A 21,191-nucleotide genomic window follows, 5' to 3' on the forward strand; every position below is an offset into this window, starting at 1 on the left:
GATTACCGTTATCCTATCTGTAATGCTGATATGGCTCTATACTTTTAAAGGTGGAATGAAAACGATTATTTATACAGACACTCTGCAAACGTTGTTTATGCTATTGGCTGTAGGAGTTACTTTCTATATACTGGCTACAGAAATGGATAGTAGCGTGTTTTCTCTTTTTGGTACTGCTCTTTCTAGCGAGTATTCTCAAATATTTTTCTTTGAAGATTGGAGGGCTAGTAATTTTTTCCCTAAACACTTATTAAGTGGGATGTTTATAGCCATTACAATGACTGGATTAGACCAAGATATGATGCAAAAGAATATGAGTTGTAAGAATATTGGGGAAGCACAAAAGAATATTTTATGGTTTAGTATTGTCCTCTTATTTGTGAATTTATTGTTTTTGATGCTTGGTGCACTATTATATGTGTATGCTGGTAGAGAAGGACTGGATCTTCCGGATAAAAGGGACTTACTATACCCTTTAATTGCAAAAAGTAATTTGGGCATGGCAGGTGCGGTAATATTTTTACTGGGATTAATTGCTGCTGCATATTCAAGTGCAGATTCAGCACTCACTTCCTTAACAACTTCGTTTTGTAAAGATTTTCTCGTTCAAGGCAATGAGGATGAAATATCGAATAAGAAAAGGTATTTGGTTCATGCGATGTTCTCTGTAATTCTAATGCTCGTAATAATAGGTTTTAACTACATGAACGACGACAGCGTTGTTTGGAAGTTGTTTAAAATGGCAGGGTATACATACGGTCCTTTGTTAGGACTATTTAGTTTTGGGATCTTCTCCAGTCGAATTGTTAAAGATAAGCTTGTGCCAATAGTTTGTATCGTATCACCAATTATATGCTATTTCCTCAATGAGTTTTCTGAATATTTCTTATTTGGATATCAATTTGGTTTTGAAATACTTCTTGTGAATGGAGCTTTAACTTTTATGGGATTGTATCTTATCTCGAAAAATAAATCGTCGGTAGATGCTGGCTAAACTCACAGCACTTTTCCCTTTGTGGGTTATTATTGCATGTGCTATTTCATTAATAGAACCTTCGTTAATTACCTGGTTTAATGGTCCTTTTATTACCTATGGATTAGGTTTTATAATGCTTGGAATGGGTATTACTATTTCTATTAATGATTTTAAACAAGTAATACAGTTTCCTAAATGGGTAGGTCTGGGTTTGTTGTTACAGTTTAGTGTAATGCCGCTTGTGGGCTATGCGCTTGGGTATCTTTTTAATTTGCCAAATGAGTATGCAGTTGGTTTGGTACTGGTAGCGTGTTGCCCTGGTGGTACGGCATCGAATGTTGTTGCGTTTTTGGCAAAAGCAAATGTGGCACTTTCAGTTTGTATGACTGCTTTTTCTACCTCTGCGGCTATTTTGTTAACTCCTCTATTAACTGGTGTGCTCGTTGGGAGTCGGGTGGATGTGGATGCCTTAGGGCTTTTTTATAGCACTTTGAAGGTTGTTTTTGTTCCTGTATTACTTGGTGTCTTAATAAATACTTATCTACCTAAGTCAGCAAAAAGCCTCGGGAAAATATCTCCGCTAGTAGCAGTAGTATTAATTGCGATGATCGTTGCGAGTGTAATAGGTTCACAAAAGGAACAAATTCTTAGTTCTGGGTTTAATTTACTTCTTGCTGTAATTTGTTTGCACTTTATAGGGTTTGTGATTGGGTACACATTGTCTAGATGGATACTTAAGGATAAGCTAGTTGCAAGAACTATATCTATAGAGGTCGGAATGCAGAATTCTGGACTAGGTGTTGTTCTTGCACGTGAGAACTTTATTAACCCATTAACTGCAATTCCATCTGCAATGTCTAGTCTTACGCATAGCTTAATTGGTAGTATTGCTGCGGCATTCTGGCGAGGTAAACGCTAATTCTGCAACGTTGCTACTTCCTCTTGTAAGTCTTGAATAATCTTTAGCATTCTATTTATTTTCAAATTGTCGGGGTCGTGTTCCTCATTTTGAATGCTGCAATTAAACTCCCACAGCTCCATTACATCGTTAACTGGTATTTCGTAAGGGCTATAAGTATTGTTGTCGGAACTGAGTAAAAGTGTTTGATTTTTTTTGGTCTGATCGTAAACCCTTTTGTATACAATACCATCGTTAAGAGTAATCATAACGTATGTTTTNCCGTCTTTAATTTCGTTTAGGTTTTCTACATATCTACCAATTACATAAGATCCGCTTTTNAGTGGCAGCATCGAATCTCCGTTAATAAGAAATGCACGATGCTTCCCATTCGTAACGAAAGGGAGCTTTATTTTATCGAGTTGGGTAATGTATTCAGGATCGGAATATCCTTTTAAATAACCAGCAGATGCGGCCAAAGGAACTACTTCGATAATGTTGTCGTTATTGTCATCTACGAGAATAGGGAACAGTACTCTGTGATTGCCAATGTCGATGAAGGAGCTGTTGTTCGACTTTGTGAGATCGTTTTGGATTATCGCGTCAATAGGTAGATTGAAAAACTGAGATAGTTCAAGGAGTGTTATCACGGATGGTTCTGATCTTCCTTCCTCGTAAGATCCAACCCGCGATCGGGTAATCTTTAATTCATCCGCAAACTGCTCTTGTGTTAAGCCTTTTTCTTTCCTTAGGTAACCGATGTTTTTTGATAAGTAATTCATAATGCTACAAAAATAAGTAATTAATGTTTGAAAATGTAGTTAAATTTATGAAATAATTTTGAAGAACAAAACTTAATACAACTAGTCTGTATGTGTGGAAGATATGCTATCGTAACAAAAGTAAAAGCCATCGAAAAAAGGTTTGAAGTTGTTGCTTCTCCTGAATTTAAGTTTAATCTAAATGTAAATGTGTCGTTGGGTAATATGGCGCCAGTTATTACAGATGCCAACCCAGATGAATTGCAGTTGTTTCAATTTGGCTTTACGCCAGATTGGAGTAAAAAACAATCGTATGTAATTAACGCGCGATCGGAAGGTGATTTTAATAGAGAGAATGATGATCGGTTTACGGGTAAGATGGGCATTGCTCGAAAGCCAATGTTTCGAAAGTCTATTCGGTCGAGGAGATGTTTGGTTGTGTCGGATTGTTTTGTAGAAGGGTCAGATAAGGAAAAACTGAATAGGCCTTACTTGGTTTATTTAAAGGATGGAACGCGACCATTTGCATTCGCCGGTATTTGGGATGAATGGGTAAGTACATCTATAGGAGAGGTTGTAAAATCGTTTGCTATAATTACTACAGTTTCTAATAGTGTTACGAAGAAGATAGGTCACCAGCGTTCTCCGGTAATTTTGTCTCCCGAAGACGAGAAGCTATGGCTTACAAAAGACGCACCGTTCGATGAAGTATTGAATTTGCTACAGCCTTATCCTGGCGAATTGATGAATGCATATCCAATCTCCAAAGAAATAAAATCGCCGAGTGCTAATGGGGTTGATTTATTGCAACCCATAGGGCAACGTGTTAATAAAGAGTATGTGTACGAAGTGTACGATGAGATTAAGTTAAAGGGGATGGGCGAAACTAAAGCAAGAGAAAGAAAGAATAGCGAAGGACAACAGGGTACGTTGTTTTGATAGAATAATATTAGAGAGAGTATTTGGGTGTCACAATCTGTGATGCCTAAATGAGGAAAAGGCGGAATTTAAAAATAAATATATTGAGTATGTAGAGTAGATATGGTCAAGTGGATTGGCTGCTCTTTACAACTGATATTATTGAAATTATGTAGTGAGGAATAGGTAAACTGCCTACTTGGTATATTAAATAAAAAATTACATTTACCTAATGTGCTGTAGGCCTGTGTAGACTCAGTTATTAATAAGAAATATTCAGTTCCGAGTATGGAGAAATTAGACGAAATATTATTGATAGAAGATAATGAAACAACAAATTATCTGAATCTTCGTCTGTTGAATAAAATGAAAGTTGCGAGTAAAATCACTATCCAAACCAACGGACAAAAGGCAATTGATTATTTAAACGACTTGCAAAACAATCAAAAGCCATGTCCTAAATTGATCTTCTTAGACTTGAAGATGCCTGTAATGGATGGGTTTGAGTTTTTACACGAATTCAATAAAATGGAGTGTAAAATCCAAAAGAAAACGACTGTAATAGTTTTGTCTACTTCTCCATTAGATATAGATGTTGACAGAGCTGAAAAGCTAGGAGCCAACCTGTACTTAAATAAAATATTAGATCAATACAAGGTTGAGTCAGCTTTTAAAGCTATCGCTTAGATTAAAACCATCTCGAAACATCTACATCAACTAGATTTTTAGTCAAGTCTTCCATTGTTTCCCTTTCTCGGATAAGGTGAAGTTTTCCTTTATGAAGCAATACTTCTGCAGGTCTGAATCTTGAATTGTAGTTAGAAGCCATCGTAAAGCAATATGCACCTGCGTTTTTGAACGCAAGGATATCATCTTTTCTAACCTCGTTAAGCATACGATCGGTTGCGAACGTATCTGATTCACAGATATAGCCAACTACATTGTAAATGTTTTTATCTCCGTTTGGATTCGAAATATTTTCAATGTCATGGTAGGCGTCATAGAACATCGGACGAATCAAGTGATTGAAGCCAGTATCTATACCAACAAATACACAAGCCGTAGTTTGTTTAACTAAATTCACTTTGGCTAAAAAGTAACCAGACTCACTGGTCATATATTTTCCTGGTTCGAATTGTAAGGTGTAATCTTTACCTGTTCGTTCACAAAACTCATTAAACGATTTGCTGAATTTTTTCCCAAAAGCCTCTATGTCTGTATGAAGATCGTTTGGGTGGTATTTAACTTTAAATCCACTTCCAAAGTCAATAAATTTAACTGTATCAAACTGCTCAACAATATCATAAATGATATCTGCTGTCTGAACAAATACATTAGAATCTAAAATATCTGACCCCGTATGAACATGGATACCAATAACGTTGATGTTGAGTTTAGCCACTAACCTTTTTGCTAAAGGCATTTGATGAATAGAGATTCCGAATTTAGAATCAATATGTCCAACCGAAATATTTTGATTTCCTCCAGCCATAATGTGAGGATTAATTCGAACGCATACAGGGATGCTTGGGTGGTTAATGCCCATGTATTCTAACATTGTAAGGTTATCTACATTTAGCCTAACTCCTAGTGTGATTGCCTCTTCATATTCAGCTATAGAGATATTATTTGGCGTGAATAATATGTCATTTGGTTCAAAACCAGCACTTAGGCCAAGTTTAACTTCATTAATTGAAACACAATCAAGCCCAGCACCTAATTCTTTAAATAGCTTTAAAACCGATGGATTGCTCAGCGCCTTACAAGCATAGTGTATCTCCAAGCTCTTAACGTTAAACGCGTTTTCGAAATTTTTATAGTTGCTGATTATTTGTTCAGCATCATACACATATAAAGGTGAATCAAATTCACCTGCAGCTTGTAAAAGTATTTCAGAGTTCATTTTGTAAAAATTTTAGGGCAGCAAAGGTAAGAAAAGTAACCGTTGAACTTAAAATTATAAGTTGATCTAGTAATTACGGAGGTATTCTTTGTCGATTATGAAACCAGCAAAGATGTCCTTATTAAGAAGTTGAGATGTAAAAGGTGAGCCCTGTCTATTTAATGATACTCGTTACTAATCCAATAATACTCTTGTTTTTCGTTGTAGTTACGCGTATTTCTTTTGCGGTAGTTATTGGCTTGCTTTCTTTGTTGTCTATATGATGATTTGTAAAGACAGGATTGTTATTATAGGTCACAGCTTTCCATGTATAAATTGCATCTTTAATTTGATATGCATTTTTAACACTTACTATTGTTCCTTTGTGTGTTATTCCTTCATTGGAGCTACTGTTATTCCCTGCATAAATAGGAGTAAATCCTATTAGTCCTACTGCACATACTCCGGCTACGATTAAATTGTAATTCATGATTTGAGAAATTATTGGTTCATTGTTTTGTTAAGATGTTTTAACACCGTTTGTTTTATATTGGCATCTTACGGGAATGGTATTTTAAATGTTCAGATATTCGATGAGCGACAAAGAAATACGGATTAATTACTGTGAGTGGCTGTGGTAGCCAGTTGTGTGGGTATTGGATATTTATGAATATCAATATGATGACTACGTGGAAATACTTAATTTATTTGAATATTACATAATGCTTTAAAAATAGCGTCGATTAATTAGTGTCGTTTCGAAATAAGACCAATTTGAGAGCTCATCTGTAAGGTTGGTTGTTTGAAGATTAATTGTGTTCAATAAATTTTTTCTTTTTCAGTCCTAACTAATGAGTTGTGTTTCTAGTTTGTGATATTATAGGCATTAAATGTAAATTAGCGTTAATTAAGTGCGTAATAGTGCAGTATTATGCATAAAAAGTCATAAAATGCAAATTGTATTTTTACTAAATTCTCCTGATCCTATAATAATATTGATTAGCAAATTCGCTGAGTATAATTAATTTAGCATGCGATTGTGGAAATTAACGATGAAAATATAGGCAAATATTTAAAAGACGGCAAGGACGAGGCGTTTGAATACGTGTATCGTAACTATTATCCATTTATGTGTAAGTTCGCAATGACAATACTTCGTGATTTTGATGCTGCGAAGGATGTATCTCAATCCACTATATTCAAAATGTGGAAAAGCCGTGAATCGATTAAAACCGATCAAAGTATTAAAGCCTATTTGATTAAAGCTGTAAAGAATAATTCACTCAATTACTTGAGATCTACAGGTAAAGCTTCCGATAGAGAGGCCTTATATGAAGATAGCAAGGATGGTCCACAGACTCCAGATTATTTTGCTAAATCAGAATTATTAGCTGTTGTGAATAAAGTATTAGATGGTGAATCGGAGGAGCGTAGTGAGATATTTAGATTAAGGAAGTTTGGAGGTTATTCTACTAAGGAAGTGGCTGAAAAGCTTAATATTAATGAGAAGAAGGTTCATTATAATATGGGTGTCATTATGGAAAAGATGGCAGAGGTATTGAAAAACTACTTAACTCTAGCGATGATTTTTTTTGTTGAATTATTTTAAAATTAATTGGGATAAATTGATTTTGGTAGTGTACTAGTAGTATAAAAGGAAATAGTGGAAAGGGCAGAAGAATATAAAGAGTTAATTCAGAAGGTAATCTCAGGTGATGCATCCCCAGTGGAGATGAAAACACTAGAGGCGATTTTGAATAACGATATAGAGAAGAACGAATATTTCGTAAATATTTCTAAAGTCAATGATTTAAGTGATCAGCTTGGTGAGTTTCATAAGCAATTAGATGTTGAGGCTGATTATCAAGCATTTTTAAAGAAGAAAGAAGATGACGGTAAAATAATTCCAATAGGGGCATCGTACTCTGGGTTGAATATGATTTTCAAAATCGCTGCTTTGTTTCTGATTTCTTGCGGTACTTGGTATGCTTTTAATAGAACCGCAGATGTAGAGATAGTTGCCGATGCTACTTCGAATGAGAATTCTGAAAAAGTATTTTCAGATATGAGTACGCTTAAATTGAGTAAGAATTCTAAAATTTCTTATCCAAAAGCATTTGCTTCGAATGAAAGAATTGTGAACTTACAAGGTGAAGGTTATTTTGAAATTGAGTCTGATCCGGAGAGACCATTTATTGTTCAGGTTGGGGACATAAGTGTAAAAGTATTGGGAACAAAGTTCAATGTGAATGCTCGTGATCTTGACTCTGTTGTTGTAACTGTAATAGAAGGATCTGTTGCGTTATACAGAAATGATGATAACGATAAGATGGAGGGAATTACAGCTGGGATGAAGGGGACTTTATCTCATGATAATTCCAAAGCGGAAATAAGTACAAATGAGAATTTGAACTTCCTATACTGGTATAACGGTAAATTAAAATTCGTAAATTCAACACTTGAAGAGGTAGCTTTCGTGCTTAATAGAGAGATGCACTCGAAGATTAAAATTAATAGTAATTCAATTAAGAACTGTCTATTTAGTGGAAGTCTGGATAATGTTGAATTATCAGAAATATTAGAATTGCTTGAAATTACTCTTGGTTTGGACGTTGAAAAGTCTGAGAACAAAGTGTTACTTTCAGGAGAAGGCTGCTAAAAGAAGTTCGGTGTAACTAATATAAAAATGCCAAAGGTATATCTGGTATTGATTCTGATACTAGCCTCATACACCGTTTTTTCTCAAAATTTACTAGATAAAAAAATCAGTTTACAAGTAAAAGATAAACCTTTGATCGAGGTAATCTTTACAATTTCTGAGCTTTCAGGGATTAATTTCACATTGAATAGTGCGTTAATTCCAGTTGAAGAAAAGACAACTATTCAAGCAACTAATATGCGGTTGAAAGATGTTTTAAGTATTCTATTCTTAGAGTATAACATCGAATACAAAGAGTTTAATGGTTACTTGGTTATCTATAAGAAGAGGGGTGTAGAAAGTGTATACAAAAACCCGTTTTCTCCAGAGGTTGTTAAAACCTATAATCCTTTAATAGAAGAGGATATTAAGGTCACGGAAAAGCACGTGATTGAGAAGGTGTTAAATGATGTAAAAGGAAAAGATAAAATTGAGGATCTGGTTATTTTGGATTCTAATAATAGTGAGAGTATTAAGGTAAAGCCGAATGTGGGGGCGGATACAATTATCGTTGAACAAGTTGTAATGGATGTAGAGGAGATAGACATTCTGGTAAAAGACAGAGCCGTTGTTTTAGACAGTGTTCCCTTAGTGAAACCATTAAAACAAAAATACATTTCGATTGGAGCAGGAACCAAAAGCATGAATGCTATGTTTCTAGACGATACAATATCGGTTGGTGGAGTACTTCATGCCCAGAATATTCAGTTCGAGAGTTCGTTTAATGGGGATATTAAATACCATAAAAAACGTTGGTCTGTTGGTGTTGGCATTCAATATTTAAAGTTTTATAATAATCAGCAAGCACAGTTTTCTGTAGATGCTTCGTACGACACTTTAGTTACAGATACAATAGGCAGCTATTATAAACTTGTACCCTCATCTAATTCGTCTTCTGCTGTCTATGACACAGTTTATTCGTATTACTATGGATCAGTTCCTTCTACAGTAGAGGCGTATGCAGCAGATAATAGTAGTAGCAGAAGCACTTTCACATATATTGAGTTTCCCTTCGATATTAGTTATGAACTGGATAATTTGAACAGGTTTAAACTTGTTTTATCGTCTGGGTTTATATCATCCTATCTTCGAAAGAGTGATGGGTTTGTATTGGATTCTGCAGGAACAGAAATAGTTGTGGCCGAATCGTCTGTTTCTGAATTCTTATTTTCAGTTCATGGTGGGCTGTCTGTTACATATGCATTTACCAAAAGTTTTACTTGGGGAGTGCATTCTCGGTTCAGAAAAGGCATTACTTCAATTTTTAATGAAGACCACTATCCAATTAAAAAAACCAACTTTTTAACTTTAGGTGTTGGTATTCGATATCTCTTTAATAAATAATCGTATAATTAGTAACTTGAAGTGTTGAAAGTGTATTAAGCATATATCCGATCAAGTTATTTACGTTGAAATTCATAAAACTCTTTTTCTTATTTTTCATTTCTACATTAGTAGTTGGTAGCTCTATTGCACAAGAAATCTGTGATAATGGAACAGATGATGATGGTGATTTTACTACCGATTTAAACGATTCTGATTGTGTTTGTACTACAAGTAGCAATTCAACTATTGGAGTAGAAGGTGATGGTGTAGAAAGTATTTCTGCAGGTACTTCTATTAGGGGATGTGGCGATTTTAAACTCGAGGCTATTCCTAATTTAGGTGGGTGCGATTACCAATGGTACTTGCATGGTATTGCATTAGCTGGAGAATTAGGTACTAATACTATAGCTGGAGCGAGCTACCTTCTCGATATTGGGGCAAATGGTTATGGATTAGGAACATATACGTTTAGGACGGAGTGTGGAGGGGATTTTGATTGTGTAACATTCTTTATATCCCAATTAGAAAATGCGGTAATATTATCGAATAATAAGCTGGATGGGAATTTTACTTCCGGGAACTATCGTTGGTTAGATTGCGAGAATAATATGCTGGCCGTAGATAGTGAAGTTGAACAATCATTCTTACCAATTACTTCTGGCGTATTTGCTCGCGAGCTTACAGAGCAGGGCTGTATTGATACGGCCAATTGCATCTCGATTTGCAAAAACTTTATAGAAGGATCGGTAGCTGTTGATGGTTCTCCATTAAATTCAGGCTATGTGGAACTTCTAGATGTTGATAGTAATATTGTTTCTAGTATTAATTTAGATGTGACTGGGGGATTTATATTTGAAAACTTATGCAACGATAGTTTAATAGTATTGGCTACAGTTACAGGGACAAGTGCTGCAGAATTTTCGCCAACCTATTACTTTCAATCTAGAGATTTTCAAGATGCGGAGATATTTGAACTTGACTACAGTATTGGCGGTGTAGATATAGATGTATTACATATTTTGGGTTATAAGGATGTGATGGGGAGAGATGACTCAATTGATATTTATCCTAATCCTTCTCAAGAAATTTTTAACGTGTATTCTGAGAATGCTATTAGTAAGATTGAAGTGTATTCGACGAGTGGTACAAAGTTATTGTCTACAGAAAAGTCTTCTTTTCAATTAGAAAATCAAACAAGTGGTATATACTTTGTTGCCATAACAACTCCGAAGGGTATGTTATACCGAAAGGTTGTATTGATTGATTAGGAAAGTTTTCCTGCAATATATCCTGTTGTCCATGCAGCTTGAAAATTATACCCCCCAGTAATTCCATCGATATCTAGTATCTCACCTGCAAAATATAAGTTCTTTAAAGCTTTACTTTCTAATGTTTGAATATCAATAGAATCTAATGAGATCCCTCCGCATGTTACAAATTCTTCCTTGAAGGTAGTTTTCCCTTTTACCTCAAATAGATCGTTCGACAGAGTGTTGGCGAGTTTGTTTAAAGGCTTTTTTCCAATTTCGCTCCACATTTTACGTGGATCGATGTCGCATTTAACTAGAAGATGAGACCATAGTCTTTCGGGTAAGGAGAACGGTCGACTATTAATAACTAATTTTTTAGGATTCTCTTTTATGATGTTTTTTAAGGAATTGAGTAAATGGTCGTGATTTGATTCACCCGTCCAATTCACTCTAACATTAAAGGAATACTTCATTTCGCTAAGTACTCTTGCTCCAAGAGCAGATAGTTTGAGAATAGCTGGTCCACTTAATCCCCAATGCGTTATTAATAAGGGGCCATTGGATTTTAATTTAGTGCCTTCTACATTAATCAATGCGTTATTAACCGACAGTCCCATAAGTTCGGAAATGCTGTTATTAGGGATGTTAAAAGTGAAAAGAGAGGGGACTGGTGTTTCGATTTTGTGTCCAATTTTAGATAACCAATCTAACCCTGAAGCTTTAGGAGATCCACCTGAAGCAACGATAACATTATCGAAAAGAAGAGTTTCACTAGCGGGTGTGTTTATGGTTAATTTAATTTTATTAGAAGATTCTTCTATACTGACAATAGAGGCACTACAAATCAATTTGATCTGATTGGTTTCAATTTCCTTCATTAAACAATCAACGATAGACTGTGAGTTATTAGATACAGGAAATACTTTTCCTTCGTTCTCTGTTTTTAATTCAACTCCTCTAGTTTCGAACCATTCAATTATATGCTGGTTGTTAAAAACGTGAAATAGCTTCTTTAGGAGTTTACTTCCTCTGGGATAACCGCTAGATAAATCAGAAATTGACTTACTGGCGTTGGTGACATTACACCTGCCTCCTCCAGATACTTTTACTTTCGACAGTGTATTGGGCGACTTCTCGTAGATGGTAACATGTGCATTGGGGAAGTTTAGTTTAACCGAAATAGCGGAAAAAAACCCTGCGGCACCGCCCCCAATTATAGCTACTTTCATAAAAGCTTAATTAAATAACGTTCATCTTTTTCATTAGGAAAGTGGCGCTTTTATTCTTGCAAACACCATTACGAAGCTTATAATCGAAATGTAGATCGTCGTTTATTATTTCAACTTCAAAGCATTTATTGATGAGCTTTTCGGGGTATTCTTTTGTGGTGTCGCAGACCTCCAAGTCATGGGTAGCTATCGCGCCAATTACATTTTTAGAGATTAGTTTTTTTATTACTTCTACTGTTCCCATTCGCTTGTCGTCTGAATTAGTTCCCTTAAAAATCTCATCTAACAATACGAATGTATTTTCTTTCTCAGCATTCTCAATAATACTTTTTAGCCGTTTAACTTCAGCATAAAAATAGGATTCATTGTCTTCTAAAGAATCAGATAAACGCATAGAAACCCATACTTTAATTGGAGGTACAGTAGCTTCTGTGGCGCATATAGGGGCACCAATTCCTGCAAGTATTACATTAATCCCAAGGCTTCGGAGGAAAGTGCTTTTGCCCGACATATTCGACCCAGTGAGTAAAATAAAATGTTCTTTGCTAAAATCTATATCATTAACAATTCTTGAACTCTTTTGAATTAGCGGGTGGCCAAGATCTTTGAACTGAAGTTTGTTTTTGTTATTTATTTCTGGATATGAAAAATCGGGGTTGTTATATGCGAACCCCGCCAGGCTATTAAACGCTTCGAATTCTCCAAGCGCGAGCAACCACGAATTTATGTTTTCCGAATGTTGTAATTTCCATTTCAATAAACTCTTGTAAACATGAACGTGGTAAAGCGCAATACCGTTGGTTAAAATAGAAATTAGGAGATTTAAGATAGAGTCTAATTGTGTAAATAATGAAGCTAATTTTTTAACATGAGTGCTTGCGTAAATATCGTCGTTATTAAAAGTTAAGATCATTCGTTGAAGCTTAGCTGATTCGAATTTTCGAGATTCGATGGCTTTAATGATTACACTGTATCCTTTTAATAAGGCGCCAACTTTCCCACTTGTGTTCATCTGTTTTTTTATCGGTTTCATTATTAAAGTTGAAACCAGAATGTTGGCAATAAATAGATACCCCATAAATGAACTAAAAGTAGCGTTACCGGTTATGAAGTATATTACACCAAACATTACGAGAATAGCGGGAGCTAGATAAGAATAAATGGTTAACCAGCTTGGTAAGTTACTTTCCTCTGAATCAATCCAATTTTTTAAAAAGTGATAAGAATTTTCGCTGTCGTTAGTGATTTTTCCAAGTGCTTGAATTTCTTGACGAAATTCAATTTGTTCGGCAAGCTCTGAAATTGCTTTTTGATTTTCAAGTATTTTATCGCCTTCTAGTGGAGAGCTTATATGAGATGCTAAGGTCTGCTTACCTGTATGTAAAGTGGTTCTATTAATCGCTTGGAATAAGGAATGAGGTCCGAAAAAATCAAGATCGTAAGTATAAGGATTACTGGGGCTGATGAATTCAGAACCATCATCCCAAGGCATTATCTTACTTTGAATAAAATTAATTTCATCCTCATTAATTTTGATTAGAGCGGATTGAATTTTCTTCTTTCTTGAAAGCTTTTCGAGCTGATATAACAGATATAGAAAAAGTGTAAATACAACTCCACCAATAGCTATATAGATAAAGAAATAGTTCTGGAAAAATAAATACGTGCTTACACATAAGCAACCAAAAACTATTAGACGAAGAGTACCTAGAAGATTAAATTTAGAGTTTAGCTCCGTATACTTCTCTTGGTGAGTTGTCTTTTTGGATTCGTAATAGGTTAAAATACTGCTCAATTAATTGGTTGTGTGGAATTGTTAGTCTATTAAAGAAGATTCTATAAAGTTACTTTTTACTGTTGTTTTTGGTATCTCAAAATCGAACCATTCTTGCAGTTGAAATTCGAACCCTGAATCGTGCATGAAGTTGTAAAGTGATTTTTTCAATCCGTCACTAAATAAAGAATGCTCTATTTCGGTTTCATCCTCAAATTCGATGTCGTTATTCGCAAAGGTAATTTCGTTTAGTATTGGCTTGATACCATATTTAGAAGGGTTTTTACCAATTGGACTGTGAGCGGTAAGAGCGAATTGATGCCAAAATCCTGATTGAATAGTTCCAGCCTCGAAAAGTTGTCTTACCATTTCAAGGCTATCCACAGTTTCTTGAACTGTCTGAGAAGGGTAGCCATACATAAGATAGGCGTGTACCATAATATTGAAATCGCTAAAATTTCGTGTTACAATAGCAACCTGACTTACGGTAGTTCCTTTATCGATAAGTTTTAAAAGTCTGTCGGATGCTATTTCTAATCCGCCAGAAACGGCAATACAGCCAGAGTCAGCTAGAAGAGAGCATAATTCAACGGTAAAGCTTTTCTCAAAACGAATATTGGTCCACCATTCTATTTCTATTTTCCTATTAATTATCTCTAAAGCAAAAGCCTTCATTAATGCTGGTGGGGCCGCTTCATCCACAAAATGAAACCCGTTTTCTCCAGTCTGTTTAATAATCTCCTCAACTCTATCTGCAAGTAATTTAGCCGCAACGGGCTCGTAGCTTTTAATGTAATCCAAGGATATATCACAGAACGTGCACTTTCCCCAGTAGCAGCCATGAGCCATAGTAAGTTTATTCCATCTGCCATTGCTCCATAGACTATGCATTGGATTAGTAATCTCAATTACAGAGATGTATTTGTCTAAGAGTAAATCGGAATAATCTGGCGTGCCGACAGCCTTTTGTGAATAGTTGGGCTCATTGCAATTGTTTATATAGGTTACTTCGTTATTGATGCGCACATATGTTCTGCATAGTGTAGGCTCATCACCAAGTTTTTCTTTATTCAATTGGTTTATTATAAGTTCAATTGGTAGCTCTCCATCGTCGAGTGTGATGAAATCAAAGTAATCGAAGACTCTCGGTTCTGTTAACGATCTCAGTTCTGTATTTGGGAAACCACCTCCCATTGCAATTTGAATTTCCGGGAAGTTTCTTTTTATATATTCAGCACATCGAAACGCGCTATAAAGGTTTCCAGGGAAGGGGACAGAGAAGCAAACAAGCTGCGGGTTAGATTGCTCTAGTATTGCATGTAACCGATTGGTCGCTATGTCATCAATGAACGTCGGAGGTTCTATTAAGCGCGTATGAAGTGTGTCAAATGAGTTTGCGCTCATACCTAATTTCTCTGCATAACGACTAAAACCAAAGTCTTCGTCAATACATTCTACTATAAAATCGGAGAGATCTTCTAGAAATAAAGTTGCGAGATGCTTTGCCTGGTTTTCAGTTTCCATAGAAGTAAAGGCCCAGTCATTTTCATCCAGGTGGTTAAAACGCGATGCTCTTGGTAAATCATTTTTATAGAATATTACTTCTATATACGCGTCCTTATTTCCTTGTAGAAACTCAATAACGGCATCAATATGATTGAGGTACTCTTCTTTCTTGGATAATATATATTGAATATTTTCTGTGAAATTCAGAGCATTTTTTTCAACGCTACCAAATATAGATTGAAGAGTTGTCTTAGAGAATAGTTCAAGAGTTACTTCAATCCCTAAATCAACTTGAAAGCAAGAAACACCCTTAGTGTTAAGAAATCCTTTTAGATATGCCGTAGCGGGGTATGGAGTATTAAGCTGTGTGAAAGGCGGTGTAAGAAGTAATACATTGGTATTCATAGACTTTTTTCTTGCCTTAAATAAGTATAAGTTATTAGCTTGATTCTACAAAGATTAGAAATCCTTGGATACAAGTAACTCGATTTACTTTATTTATCAATCCAGAAGTAAGAACTTAAGGGTATTCTGATTTTAGAATGCTTAAAACATAGTTTGATCTAGCCATTTTGATACAATGTTTTCGCATAGCTGGCTCGTTAATGGTTTTCGATATACATCTAAGAAACCTTTTTTCTTTAACTCTTTTTTATCGTGATTCCATTCGGGTGCCGTAAGTGCTATGATTTTTGGAGGCGATTTGAATTGTTTTTTTATTAGTTCGATTGTTTCAACGCCCCCTAATACCGGCATTAATAAGTCGAGTATTATTAAATCATATTCTTTATTTATTGTTTTCTCTAATACCAATGAATCGTCAAAGACCATATCTACATTGCAATTATTTTTATTCAATCAATGTTTAGCTAATGTATTGTCTAGTTCACAGGCGTATTAGATTCAATAAGGTCTACGGCCTGCAATATTTTTTTCTGATTAATTAGTTTATTTAGATAAAGAGAAATCCCTAGTTGTCTAGTCCTCTTTATGTCTGCATCTAAAGCAGATGTGGATATTACTACAATGTGGGGAGGTGATTTACCTTTGTTAACAATCAAGCGGAATTGTTCTAGAAATTCAATACCACCCATTACCGGCATTTGTAGATCAAGAAGGATGAGTTCTGGATGAGGTGAACCATTGTTTTTTTAATGAGGCTAGGTAACTAAGTGCTAGTTTTCCATCTTTTCGAATAGTCAACTTATCTGTTATTTCAAGCTTGTCGGTTAGCCTCCTATTAAGGAAATTAGTTGTTTCATTGTCTTCAACAATAAGTATTTCGCGCACCATAGACATGGGTTCTGTCTACGTAAGAATGTCACTTAGGTTTGGCTTTTAGGAATTAAACAGACTAGTTAGCCTTTTAAAGATAGTAGGTTTTGAAGAGGATGTTTGTGTAGGTGATGCTTGTGTAGGTGATGCTTGTGTTGATTGAGCAGGAGAAAAATACCTTTCTTTTAGCATACTAACGGTGTTGCCACAAACTCTTGTTGCTTCGTATATTTTTTTAATAATCTCTTCTTTAGACTCTTCTGTATTAAGAGCACTTTCTAATAAAATGGCATGTTCGGAGAGTTTTTTTGCGCCAAATGCGGCACTCACTCCTTTAAGCTTATGCACATGCTTTTTGCAAATATCTATCTCGTCGCTCTTAAAAGTTTGCTCAATTAGATCTACATATTCTTCAATATTACTAATTGCAAGATTCGCCATCAATTGAAGTTCTGAAATTCTATAATTAGTTAATTTCTCAATTTCGATTAGAGAGTCCCAATTTAAAATGCCATCGGGGTCGTTAATTTCAGGAAAGGGGGTTTCTTGTTCAAATTTCGCGTTTATGTCTGTTGTTAACATGGATACTATTACGATTGCTAATAGTGAATGTTACAGTGCTGATTTAGAAACTCGTATTGGAAGTGGTTACAAAAAATTACGTGATTAAATGAGAAACTTATCAGTTGAAGTAGTTAATGGACCCAAACTAATTTTTTGCCAGTGTGGTGATTTTAAATCCCATTGGGAAAATCATGCTAGCTGTGAAGTTACACAATGCGGATGCATGGATTGTGCTAATTCAGTGAACTTGAGTGTTGGTCATGTTAAAAGATGCGACGGTCAATCGGAAGCTGATATTTTTGCTGTGCCTCTTTCTGAAGAACACTTAAGTATGGAAGTAAAAACGTGCTTTACAATAAAACCATCTGTAGAAATAGTTCATTTGATCGATCGAAATGTAAATAGAATTATCTTTTTTACTTTTTTCATTATTATAGGTTGTAACACTTGGAGTAGTTAAATTCGTCGAAACGTGATTACTGACTATGTTGAAAATTGACGCTAAAACTTCTCTAATAGTTTCCTTAATTAAAATGGCTCAAGTGAGTGGAGAGGTAAGTCACCCTGCCCAAATGAATATTTCCATATTGTCGGATGAAATGAAGGTTGACGGAGGCTTGGTTGCTACTCTAAAACAAAACTTATCAGCTGTTTCCGTTGTAGTACCTAAATCGGCAGAAGGTAGAATTGAGTATTTCTGGCGCGTACTTACTATGATGAAGATGGATATGCAAATAAGTGAAGGAGGAATTGCATTGGGTAAAGAAATCGGAAGTGAATTACAGTTTAGCTATCATGAATTAGAGAGTATTGTTTCATACATGGTAGAGAATTCTAATAAGTTTATCAGGTTAGATATGTTTCGTGATGAGATGGTTGAGATTAATAAGCGACCGAAATTAAGGCCACCTAAAACGGGTTTGATGAAATTATTGTTTGGATGGTTAGATTGAAATACTAATTCTAATTAAGGAAGCAGTTGAGCCAAACACTGTTTGAGTAATGTTTAGTATTAACAACATACAGTTGTTAATGAATAGCCTTCGGTACTCTAATTCGGCCTAATCTCTTTATATACTTTAGCAAAGATGAATTTTCTATTTGCTAAATATTCAAAGCCATTTACTTGAAAAGAATAATTTACACCCTTTTCTTAATTGCCTTTTTGGGTCTTCAAATACAGGCGAAAGACAAGTTAGAACCTGAGGAAACCTTGAAAAGGTTGTACGATATCGATGTTGAATTATGCATCCAAAAGGGGAAAGAACTTTCACGTGTTAGAGATAATCGAACATTAACAAATTACTATTTGGCTATTTCATATCACGCTTTGTACGTGGAAAGTAGCCGGTTTTCAGACTTGAAAAGAGCCACGGTTTATCTCGATAAGTTTAATGGGAAATCAAAGGTGGATTTTGAGATACAGCCAGTTTTAATAGCCGGAATTAAATCGTCTTTAGCTGTTATCGTTCAGGAGCTAAATGAAAAAGCTAAGTATAAAAAGGCGTTAAAATATTCGGAAAAGTATACTGGCCTTTTTAACGAAACGTTATCTCTTCATAACGATATTCTTGCCAAACTAGCTAATCCTTCCGTAGACGAAAAACAAACGGCAAGTGAAAAAGGTAAATTAATTAGAGATGCGGAAAACTTGATTGGCACTAGATACCAATATGGAGGCAATACAAAAAGCGGAATGGATTGTTCTGGGTTTACAAGTAATGTATTTGGTTTGTCTGGTATCATGTTGCCACGAACGTCTTCTATGCAATCTACCGTGGGAACAAGAATCTCTCGTAAGAATTGCAAGCCAGGTGATCTAATATTCTTTGGAACGAATGATAGTAAAGTAAATCATGTTGGAATAATTTACGCCAACGACAATGGTGTGTTAAGCATGATTCATTGTCCTAAAACAGGAGTAGGGATTGAAAAGCAAGGTGAAGTTGGTTTCGATAACTATTGGGAGAAGAGGATTCTTTTTATCAAGAGAATGAATTAAAAAATTTAGAATGGCGTCGTTTCGAACACACATTATTCTGTTTCAACTTTTCATTTTAAGTACGTCTATTGCACACGTGTACGGGCAAGACTTAGTCGGGAATTCGGCGTACAACCAAGTACTTCAAAAACTACTTGCGCATAGTGTTACGGAAATAGGAGTAGGGGATCTTGACTCCTTAACCAATGTTGTTTACTTAGATGCGAGATCCAAAAGAGAATATAAAGTGAGTCATGTTAAAGATGCCATCTGGGTAGGATACGATACATATAGTAGCAGGAAACTGAAAGGACTTACGGTAGATTCTAAGATTGTAGTGTATTGTAGTGTGGGTTTAAGAAGTGAAAAAGTTGCAGAGAGATTAGGAGATGAAGGGTTTGGAGATGTCTCGAATATGTATGGTGGTATTTTCGAATGGAAAAACAGAGATTATGAACTAGTCGATGAGGACGGAGTTACGGATAGAGTTCACGTTTATAATGAGAAATGGGGAGTGTGGTTAGATAAAGGTATTAAGGTGTACGAATGAATAAGTATTCTGAAATATTCGTTTCTTCCTTTTCAGAATACTGGGACTATCTACTAAGCGAAGTGTTTTGGGATTTTACTTATAAGCCTTGGATTGAGAATTGGTTTTATGGCTTAATTCTGATTTCTGTTTCTATTTGGGTTCTCGAATTGGTTTCTCCTTGGCGGAAAAAACAAAAGGCTATTCGTCGTGATTTCTGGCTCGATGGATTCTACATGTTTTTTAATGTGTTTCTATTTTCGCTAATTGCTTTTAATGCGATTGGGAATATAGGAGTGCAATTATTTAATGATTTTTTGGCAGCCTTTGGTATTGAAAATATTGTAGCACTACACATTGAAACGTTGCCTACTTGGAGTCAGTTATTAGTATTGCTCTTGGTTGCAGATTTTAGTGGGTGGTGGATTCACCGTTTGTTACACCGGGTTCCTTTCTTATGGGAGTTCCATAAGTTGCACCATTCCGTAAAGGAAATGGGGTTTGCGGCGCATCTTAGATTCCACTGGATGGAAACAATCGTATACAGAACATTGCAGTATATTCCTCTGGCAATAATAGGTTTTGGATTAGACGATTTCTTTGTGGTTCATATGTTTATGCTTTTGATAGGCCACTTAAATCATGCGAACATCAAATTAAATTATGGTCCTTTGAAGTATATTTTTAATAACCCAACTATGCATTTGTATCATCATGCGAAAAAAGTACCGAATAGATACGGGGTTAATTTCGGCTTAACATTAAGTCTTTGGGATTACATTTTCAAGACCGATTACATTCCCGAAGAATCGGGTGATGTTGAATTAGGTTTTGATGGGGATGATGAGTTTCCTGAGAACTTCACTGATCAAGTAATTTATCCTGTTCGCAGTAAAAGGCGAACTAAAAGTCCTTAGGATATATTAATTAGGTTGTTTCTAAAACAGCAAAAAGTAAAGTTTTGCTTGGTATCGAAAGGAGTATTATGATCCTCTGTTATACATTCAATCTATTCAAGATTTTTCCAAATTGTTTCAGATAAGGAGCTTTCAGAGTATTGTTTGATTTCTATTCCACTACATTTTAATAGACCAGTTTCGGAGAACCTTCCCATTATTACATAGCCATCTGATGACACGTTGCTCTTAAGAGTACTTGTATAAGCGGTAATGTCGGCCTCTTTTAGGAGGAAGTGAAATGCGGCTCTATTGTGCCAGATATCATAATGAACAGTGGGTTTAAATTTAGCGGCGTCTTCAACAATCCAAGTAATTTGATCGGCCTTCTAACCAAGTCTTTTTTTCGCTTTGTCTAATGCTTCTGAAGAAATATTGAGAACAGTAATATTCGAATACCCCTGCTCTAATAGATTGTCAACGAAGAAACTATCGCCTCCTCCGACGTTAATAATCGTTGTATCCTTCGGGAGATTTGAGTCATTTATAAACTTAAGAGATAGCTCTGGTTTGTTTTGATACCAGCTTACTTCCTGTATTCCTTTGGTGCTGTAAATGTTTTCCCAGTGATCTTTTCTGTTGAGTTTTTCCATGATCTAATTTTATTAATGAGGCAATCTCGATTTAAGTAAGCTATATACGAACACCCCTAGCATGGCAGACGCAAT

General features: G+C 35.4%; 23 protein-coding genes and 1 pseudogene. 13 read left to right on the forward strand and 11 right to left on the reverse strand.

Going from position 1 to position 21,191, the window contains the following annotated elements; translation table 11 throughout:
- Both HRT72_02035 and HRT72_02040 read left to right on the forward strand, forming a co-directional pair.
- Window positions 1-994 (forward strand): sodium:solute symporter (locus HRT72_02035; GenBank protein NQY66490.1); only part of this gene is annotated, 994 nt, incomplete at its 5' end.
- A complete protein-coding gene (locus HRT72_02040) occupies window positions 984-1,895 on the forward strand; it encodes a bile acid:sodium symporter family protein (GenBank protein ID NQY66491.1) in 912 nt (303 codons plus the stop codon). The genes HRT72_02035 and HRT72_02040, both read left to right, overlap by 11 nt.
- Here the strand turns inward: HRT72_02040 and HRT72_02045 are convergent.
- Window positions 1,892-2,656: a LexA family transcriptional regulator gene (locus HRT72_02045; protein NQY66492.1), complete on the reverse strand. Its 765-nt coding sequence runs from the start codon at window positions 2,654-2,656 to the stop codon at window positions 1,892-1,894. The genes HRT72_02040 and HRT72_02045 overlap by 4 nt on opposite strands.
- Before the next feature lie 90 nt (window positions 2,657-2,746).
- Here HRT72_02045 and HRT72_02050 point away from each other — a divergent pair, with 90 nt between their 5' ends.
- A complete protein-coding gene (locus HRT72_02050; GenBank protein NQY66493.1) occupies window positions 2,747-3,574 on the forward strand; it encodes an SOS response-associated peptidase in 828 nt (275 codons plus the stop codon).
- 267 nt (window positions 3,575-3,841) lie between these two features.
- Window positions 3,842-4,240, forward strand: coding sequence for a response regulator (locus HRT72_02055; GenBank protein NQY66494.1), 399 nt, complete (start codon window positions 3,842-3,844; stop codon window positions 4,238-4,240).
- 1 nt (window position 4,241) lies between these two features.
- On the opposite strand, the gene lysA is transcribed toward HRT72_02055, so the two are convergent.
- Complete coding sequence (gene lysA / locus HRT72_02060) at window positions 4,242-5,456, reverse strand: diaminopimelate decarboxylase (GenBank protein ID NQY66495.1); 1,215 nt, start codon at window positions 5,454-5,456, stop codon at window positions 4,242-4,244.
- Between the two features lie 154 nt (window positions 5,457-5,610).
- Complete coding sequence (locus HRT72_02065; GenBank protein ID NQY66496.1) at window positions 5,611-5,925, reverse strand: hypothetical protein; 315 nt, start codon at window positions 5,923-5,925, stop codon at window positions 5,611-5,613.
- Window positions 5,926-6,474: 549 nt separating this feature from the next.
- On the opposite strand from HRT72_02065, the gene HRT72_02070 reads away from it, so the two are divergent.
- The 4 genes from HRT72_02070 (at window position 6,475) to HRT72_02085 (ending at window position 10,727) form a co-directional block, all read left to right on the forward strand.
- Window positions 6,475-7,044, forward strand: a complete 570-nt coding sequence (locus HRT72_02070; GenBank protein NQY66497.1) for a sigma-70 family RNA polymerase sigma factor — start codon at window positions 6,475-6,477, stop codon at window positions 7,042-7,044.
- A gap of 54 nt (window positions 7,045-7,098) precedes the next feature.
- The gene (locus HRT72_02075; GenBank protein NQY66498.1) at window positions 7,099-8,094 is read left to right on the forward strand and encodes a FecR domain-containing protein; all 996 of its coding nucleotides are present in this window, start codon (window positions 7,099-7,101) and stop codon (window positions 8,092-8,094) included.
- Between the two features lie 27 nt (window positions 8,095-8,121).
- Entirely contained in the window at window positions 8,122-9,477 is a 1,356-nt protein-coding gene (locus HRT72_02080) for an STN domain-containing protein (protein ID NQY66499.1), read from the forward strand.
- A gap of 65 nt (window positions 9,478-9,542) precedes the next feature.
- On the forward strand, window positions 9,543-10,727 hold the full coding sequence (locus tag HRT72_02085; protein ID NQY66500.1) for a T9SS type A sorting domain-containing protein: 1,185 nt from the start codon (window positions 9,543-9,545) through the stop codon (window positions 10,725-10,727).
- Here HRT72_02085 and HRT72_02090 read toward each other — a convergent pair.
- The 7 genes from HRT72_02090 to HRT72_02120 all read right to left on the reverse strand — a co-directional run bounded on the left by HRT72_02090 (window position 10,724) and on the right by HRT72_02120 (window position 17,075).
- Window positions 10,724-11,938, reverse strand: coding sequence for an NAD(P)/FAD-dependent oxidoreductase (locus HRT72_02090; GenBank protein ID NQY66501.1), 1,215 nt, complete (start codon window positions 11,936-11,938; stop codon window positions 10,724-10,726). The two genes, HRT72_02085 and HRT72_02090, sit on opposite strands and share 4 nt — an antisense overlap.
- Before the next feature lie 10 nt (window positions 11,939-11,948).
- On the reverse strand, window positions 11,949-13,733 hold the full coding sequence (locus HRT72_02095) for a DNA mismatch repair protein (GenBank protein NQY66502.1): 1,785 nt from the start codon (window positions 13,731-13,733) through the stop codon (window positions 11,949-11,951).
- Between the two features lie 21 nt (window positions 13,734-13,754).
- Window positions 13,755-15,623, reverse strand: a complete 1,869-nt coding sequence (locus HRT72_02100) for a radical SAM protein (GenBank protein ID NQY66503.1) — start codon at window positions 15,621-15,623, stop codon at window positions 13,755-13,757.
- Window positions 15,624-15,764: 141 nt separating this feature from the next.
- Entirely contained in the window at window positions 15,765-16,076 is a 312-nt protein-coding gene (locus HRT72_02105; protein ID NQY66504.1) for a response regulator, read from the reverse strand.
- A 23-nt stretch (window positions 16,077-16,099) separates the two neighbouring features.
- A complete protein-coding gene (locus HRT72_02110) occupies window positions 16,100-16,312 on the reverse strand; it encodes a hypothetical protein (GenBank protein NQY66505.1) in 213 nt (70 codons plus the stop codon).
- A gap of 16 nt (window positions 16,313-16,328) precedes the next feature.
- Window positions 16,329-16,511 (reverse strand): hypothetical protein, encoded by a 183-nt coding sequence (locus HRT72_02115; GenBank protein NQY66506.1) that lies wholly within the window; start codon window positions 16,509-16,511, stop codon window positions 16,329-16,331.
- A gap of 45 nt (window positions 16,512-16,556) precedes the next feature.
- Complete coding sequence (locus HRT72_02120) at window positions 16,557-17,075, reverse strand: Hpt domain-containing protein (GenBank protein ID NQY66507.1); 519 nt, start codon at window positions 17,073-17,075, stop codon at window positions 16,557-16,559.
- An 88-nt stretch (window positions 17,076-17,163) separates the two neighbouring features.
- On the opposite strand from HRT72_02120, the gene HRT72_02125 reads away from it, so the two are divergent.
- The 5 genes from HRT72_02125 (at window position 17,164) to HRT72_02145 (ending at window position 20,484) form a co-directional block, all read left to right on the forward strand.
- Window positions 17,164-17,517, forward strand: coding sequence for a hypothetical protein (locus HRT72_02125; GenBank protein ID NQY66508.1), 354 nt, complete (start codon window positions 17,164-17,166; stop codon window positions 17,515-17,517).
- Window positions 17,518-17,542: 25 nt separating this feature from the next.
- Window positions 17,543-18,010 (forward strand): hypothetical protein, encoded by a 468-nt coding sequence (locus HRT72_02130; protein ID NQY66509.1) that lies wholly within the window; start codon window positions 17,543-17,545, stop codon window positions 18,008-18,010.
- 173 nt (window positions 18,011-18,183) lie between these two features.
- Window positions 18,184-19,059, forward strand: coding sequence for a C40 family peptidase (locus HRT72_02135; protein NQY66510.1), 876 nt, complete (start codon window positions 18,184-18,186; stop codon window positions 19,057-19,059).
- Between the two features lie 10 nt (window positions 19,060-19,069).
- Window positions 19,070-19,588 carry a rhodanese-like domain-containing protein gene (locus HRT72_02140; protein ID NQY66511.1) on the forward strand — a complete coding sequence of 173 codons (519 nt, stop codon included), beginning with the start codon at window positions 19,070-19,072 and terminating at the stop codon, window positions 19,586-19,588.
- Window positions 19,585-20,484, forward strand: coding sequence for a sterol desaturase family protein (locus tag HRT72_02145; GenBank protein ID NQY66512.1), 900 nt, complete (start codon window positions 19,585-19,587; stop codon window positions 20,482-20,484). The genes HRT72_02140 and HRT72_02145 overlap by 4 nt, the downstream gene beginning before the upstream one ends.
- Here HRT72_02145 and HRT72_02150 read toward each other — a convergent pair.
- Window positions 20,481-21,116 (reverse strand): annotated as a pseudogene (locus HRT72_02150) (class I SAM-dependent methyltransferase). The gene HRT72_02145 and the pseudogene HRT72_02150 sit on opposite strands and share 4 nt — an antisense overlap.
- Window positions 21,117-21,191 lie beyond the last annotated feature (75 nt).

The sequence above is a fragment of the Flavobacteriales bacterium genome (assembly GCA_013214975.1).
GTDB lineage: Bacteria > Bacteroidota > Bacteroidia > DT-38 > DT-38 > DT-38.

Bases quoted from the DNA above. Each gene is read 5' to 3' on its own strand.
- lysA (NQY66495.1), bottom strand. From the start codon at position 5,456: ATGAACTCTGAAATACTTTTACAAGCTGCAGGTGAATTTGATTCACCT.
- HRT72_02065 (NQY66496.1), bottom strand. From the start codon at position 5,925: ATGAATTACAATTTAATCGTAGCCGGAGTATGTGCAGTAGGACTAATA.
- HRT72_02140 (NQY66511.1), top strand. From the start codon at position 19,070: ATGGCGTCGTTTCGAACACACATTATTCTGTTTCAACTTTTCATTTTA.
- HRT72_02115 (NQY66506.1), bottom strand. From the start codon at position 16,511: ATGGTGCGCGAAATACTTATTGTTGAAGACAATGAAACAACTAATTTC.
- HRT72_02125 (NQY66508.1), top strand. From the start codon at position 17,164: ATGAGAAACTTATCAGTTGAAGTAGTTAATGGACCCAAACTAATTTTT.
- HRT72_02110 (NQY66505.1), bottom strand. From the start codon at position 16,312: ATGGGTGGTATTGAATTTCTAGAACAATTCCGCTTGATTGTTAACAAA.
- HRT72_02055 (NQY66494.1), top strand. From the start codon at position 3,842: ATGGAGAAATTAGACGAAATATTATTGATAGAAGATAATGAAACAACA.
- HRT72_02090 (NQY66501.1), bottom strand. From the start codon at position 11,938: ATGAAAGTAGCTATAATTGGGGGCGGTGCCGCAGGGTTTTTTTCCGCT.
- HRT72_02120 (NQY66507.1), bottom strand. From the start codon at position 17,075: ATGTTAACAACAGACATAAACGCGAAATTTGAACAAGAAACCCCCTTT.
- HRT72_02130 (NQY66509.1), top strand. From the start codon at position 17,543: ATGTTGAAAATTGACGCTAAAACTTCTCTAATAGTTTCCTTAATTAAA.
- HRT72_02100 (NQY66503.1), bottom strand. From the start codon at position 15,623: ATGAATACCAATGTATTACTTCTTACACCGCCTTTCACACAGCTTAAT.
- HRT72_02080 (NQY66499.1), top strand. From the start codon at position 8,122: ATGCCAAAGGTATATCTGGTATTGATTCTGATACTAGCCTCATACACC.
- HRT72_02145 (NQY66512.1), top strand. From the start codon at position 19,585: ATGAATAAGTATTCTGAAATATTCGTTTCTTCCTTTTCAGAATACTGG.
- HRT72_02040 (NQY66491.1), top strand. From the start codon at position 984: ATGCTGGCTAAACTCACAGCACTTTTCCCTTTGTGGGTTATTATTGCA.
- HRT72_02050 (NQY66493.1), top strand. From the start codon at position 2,747: ATGTGTGGAAGATATGCTATCGTAACAAAAGTAAAAGCCATCGAAAAA.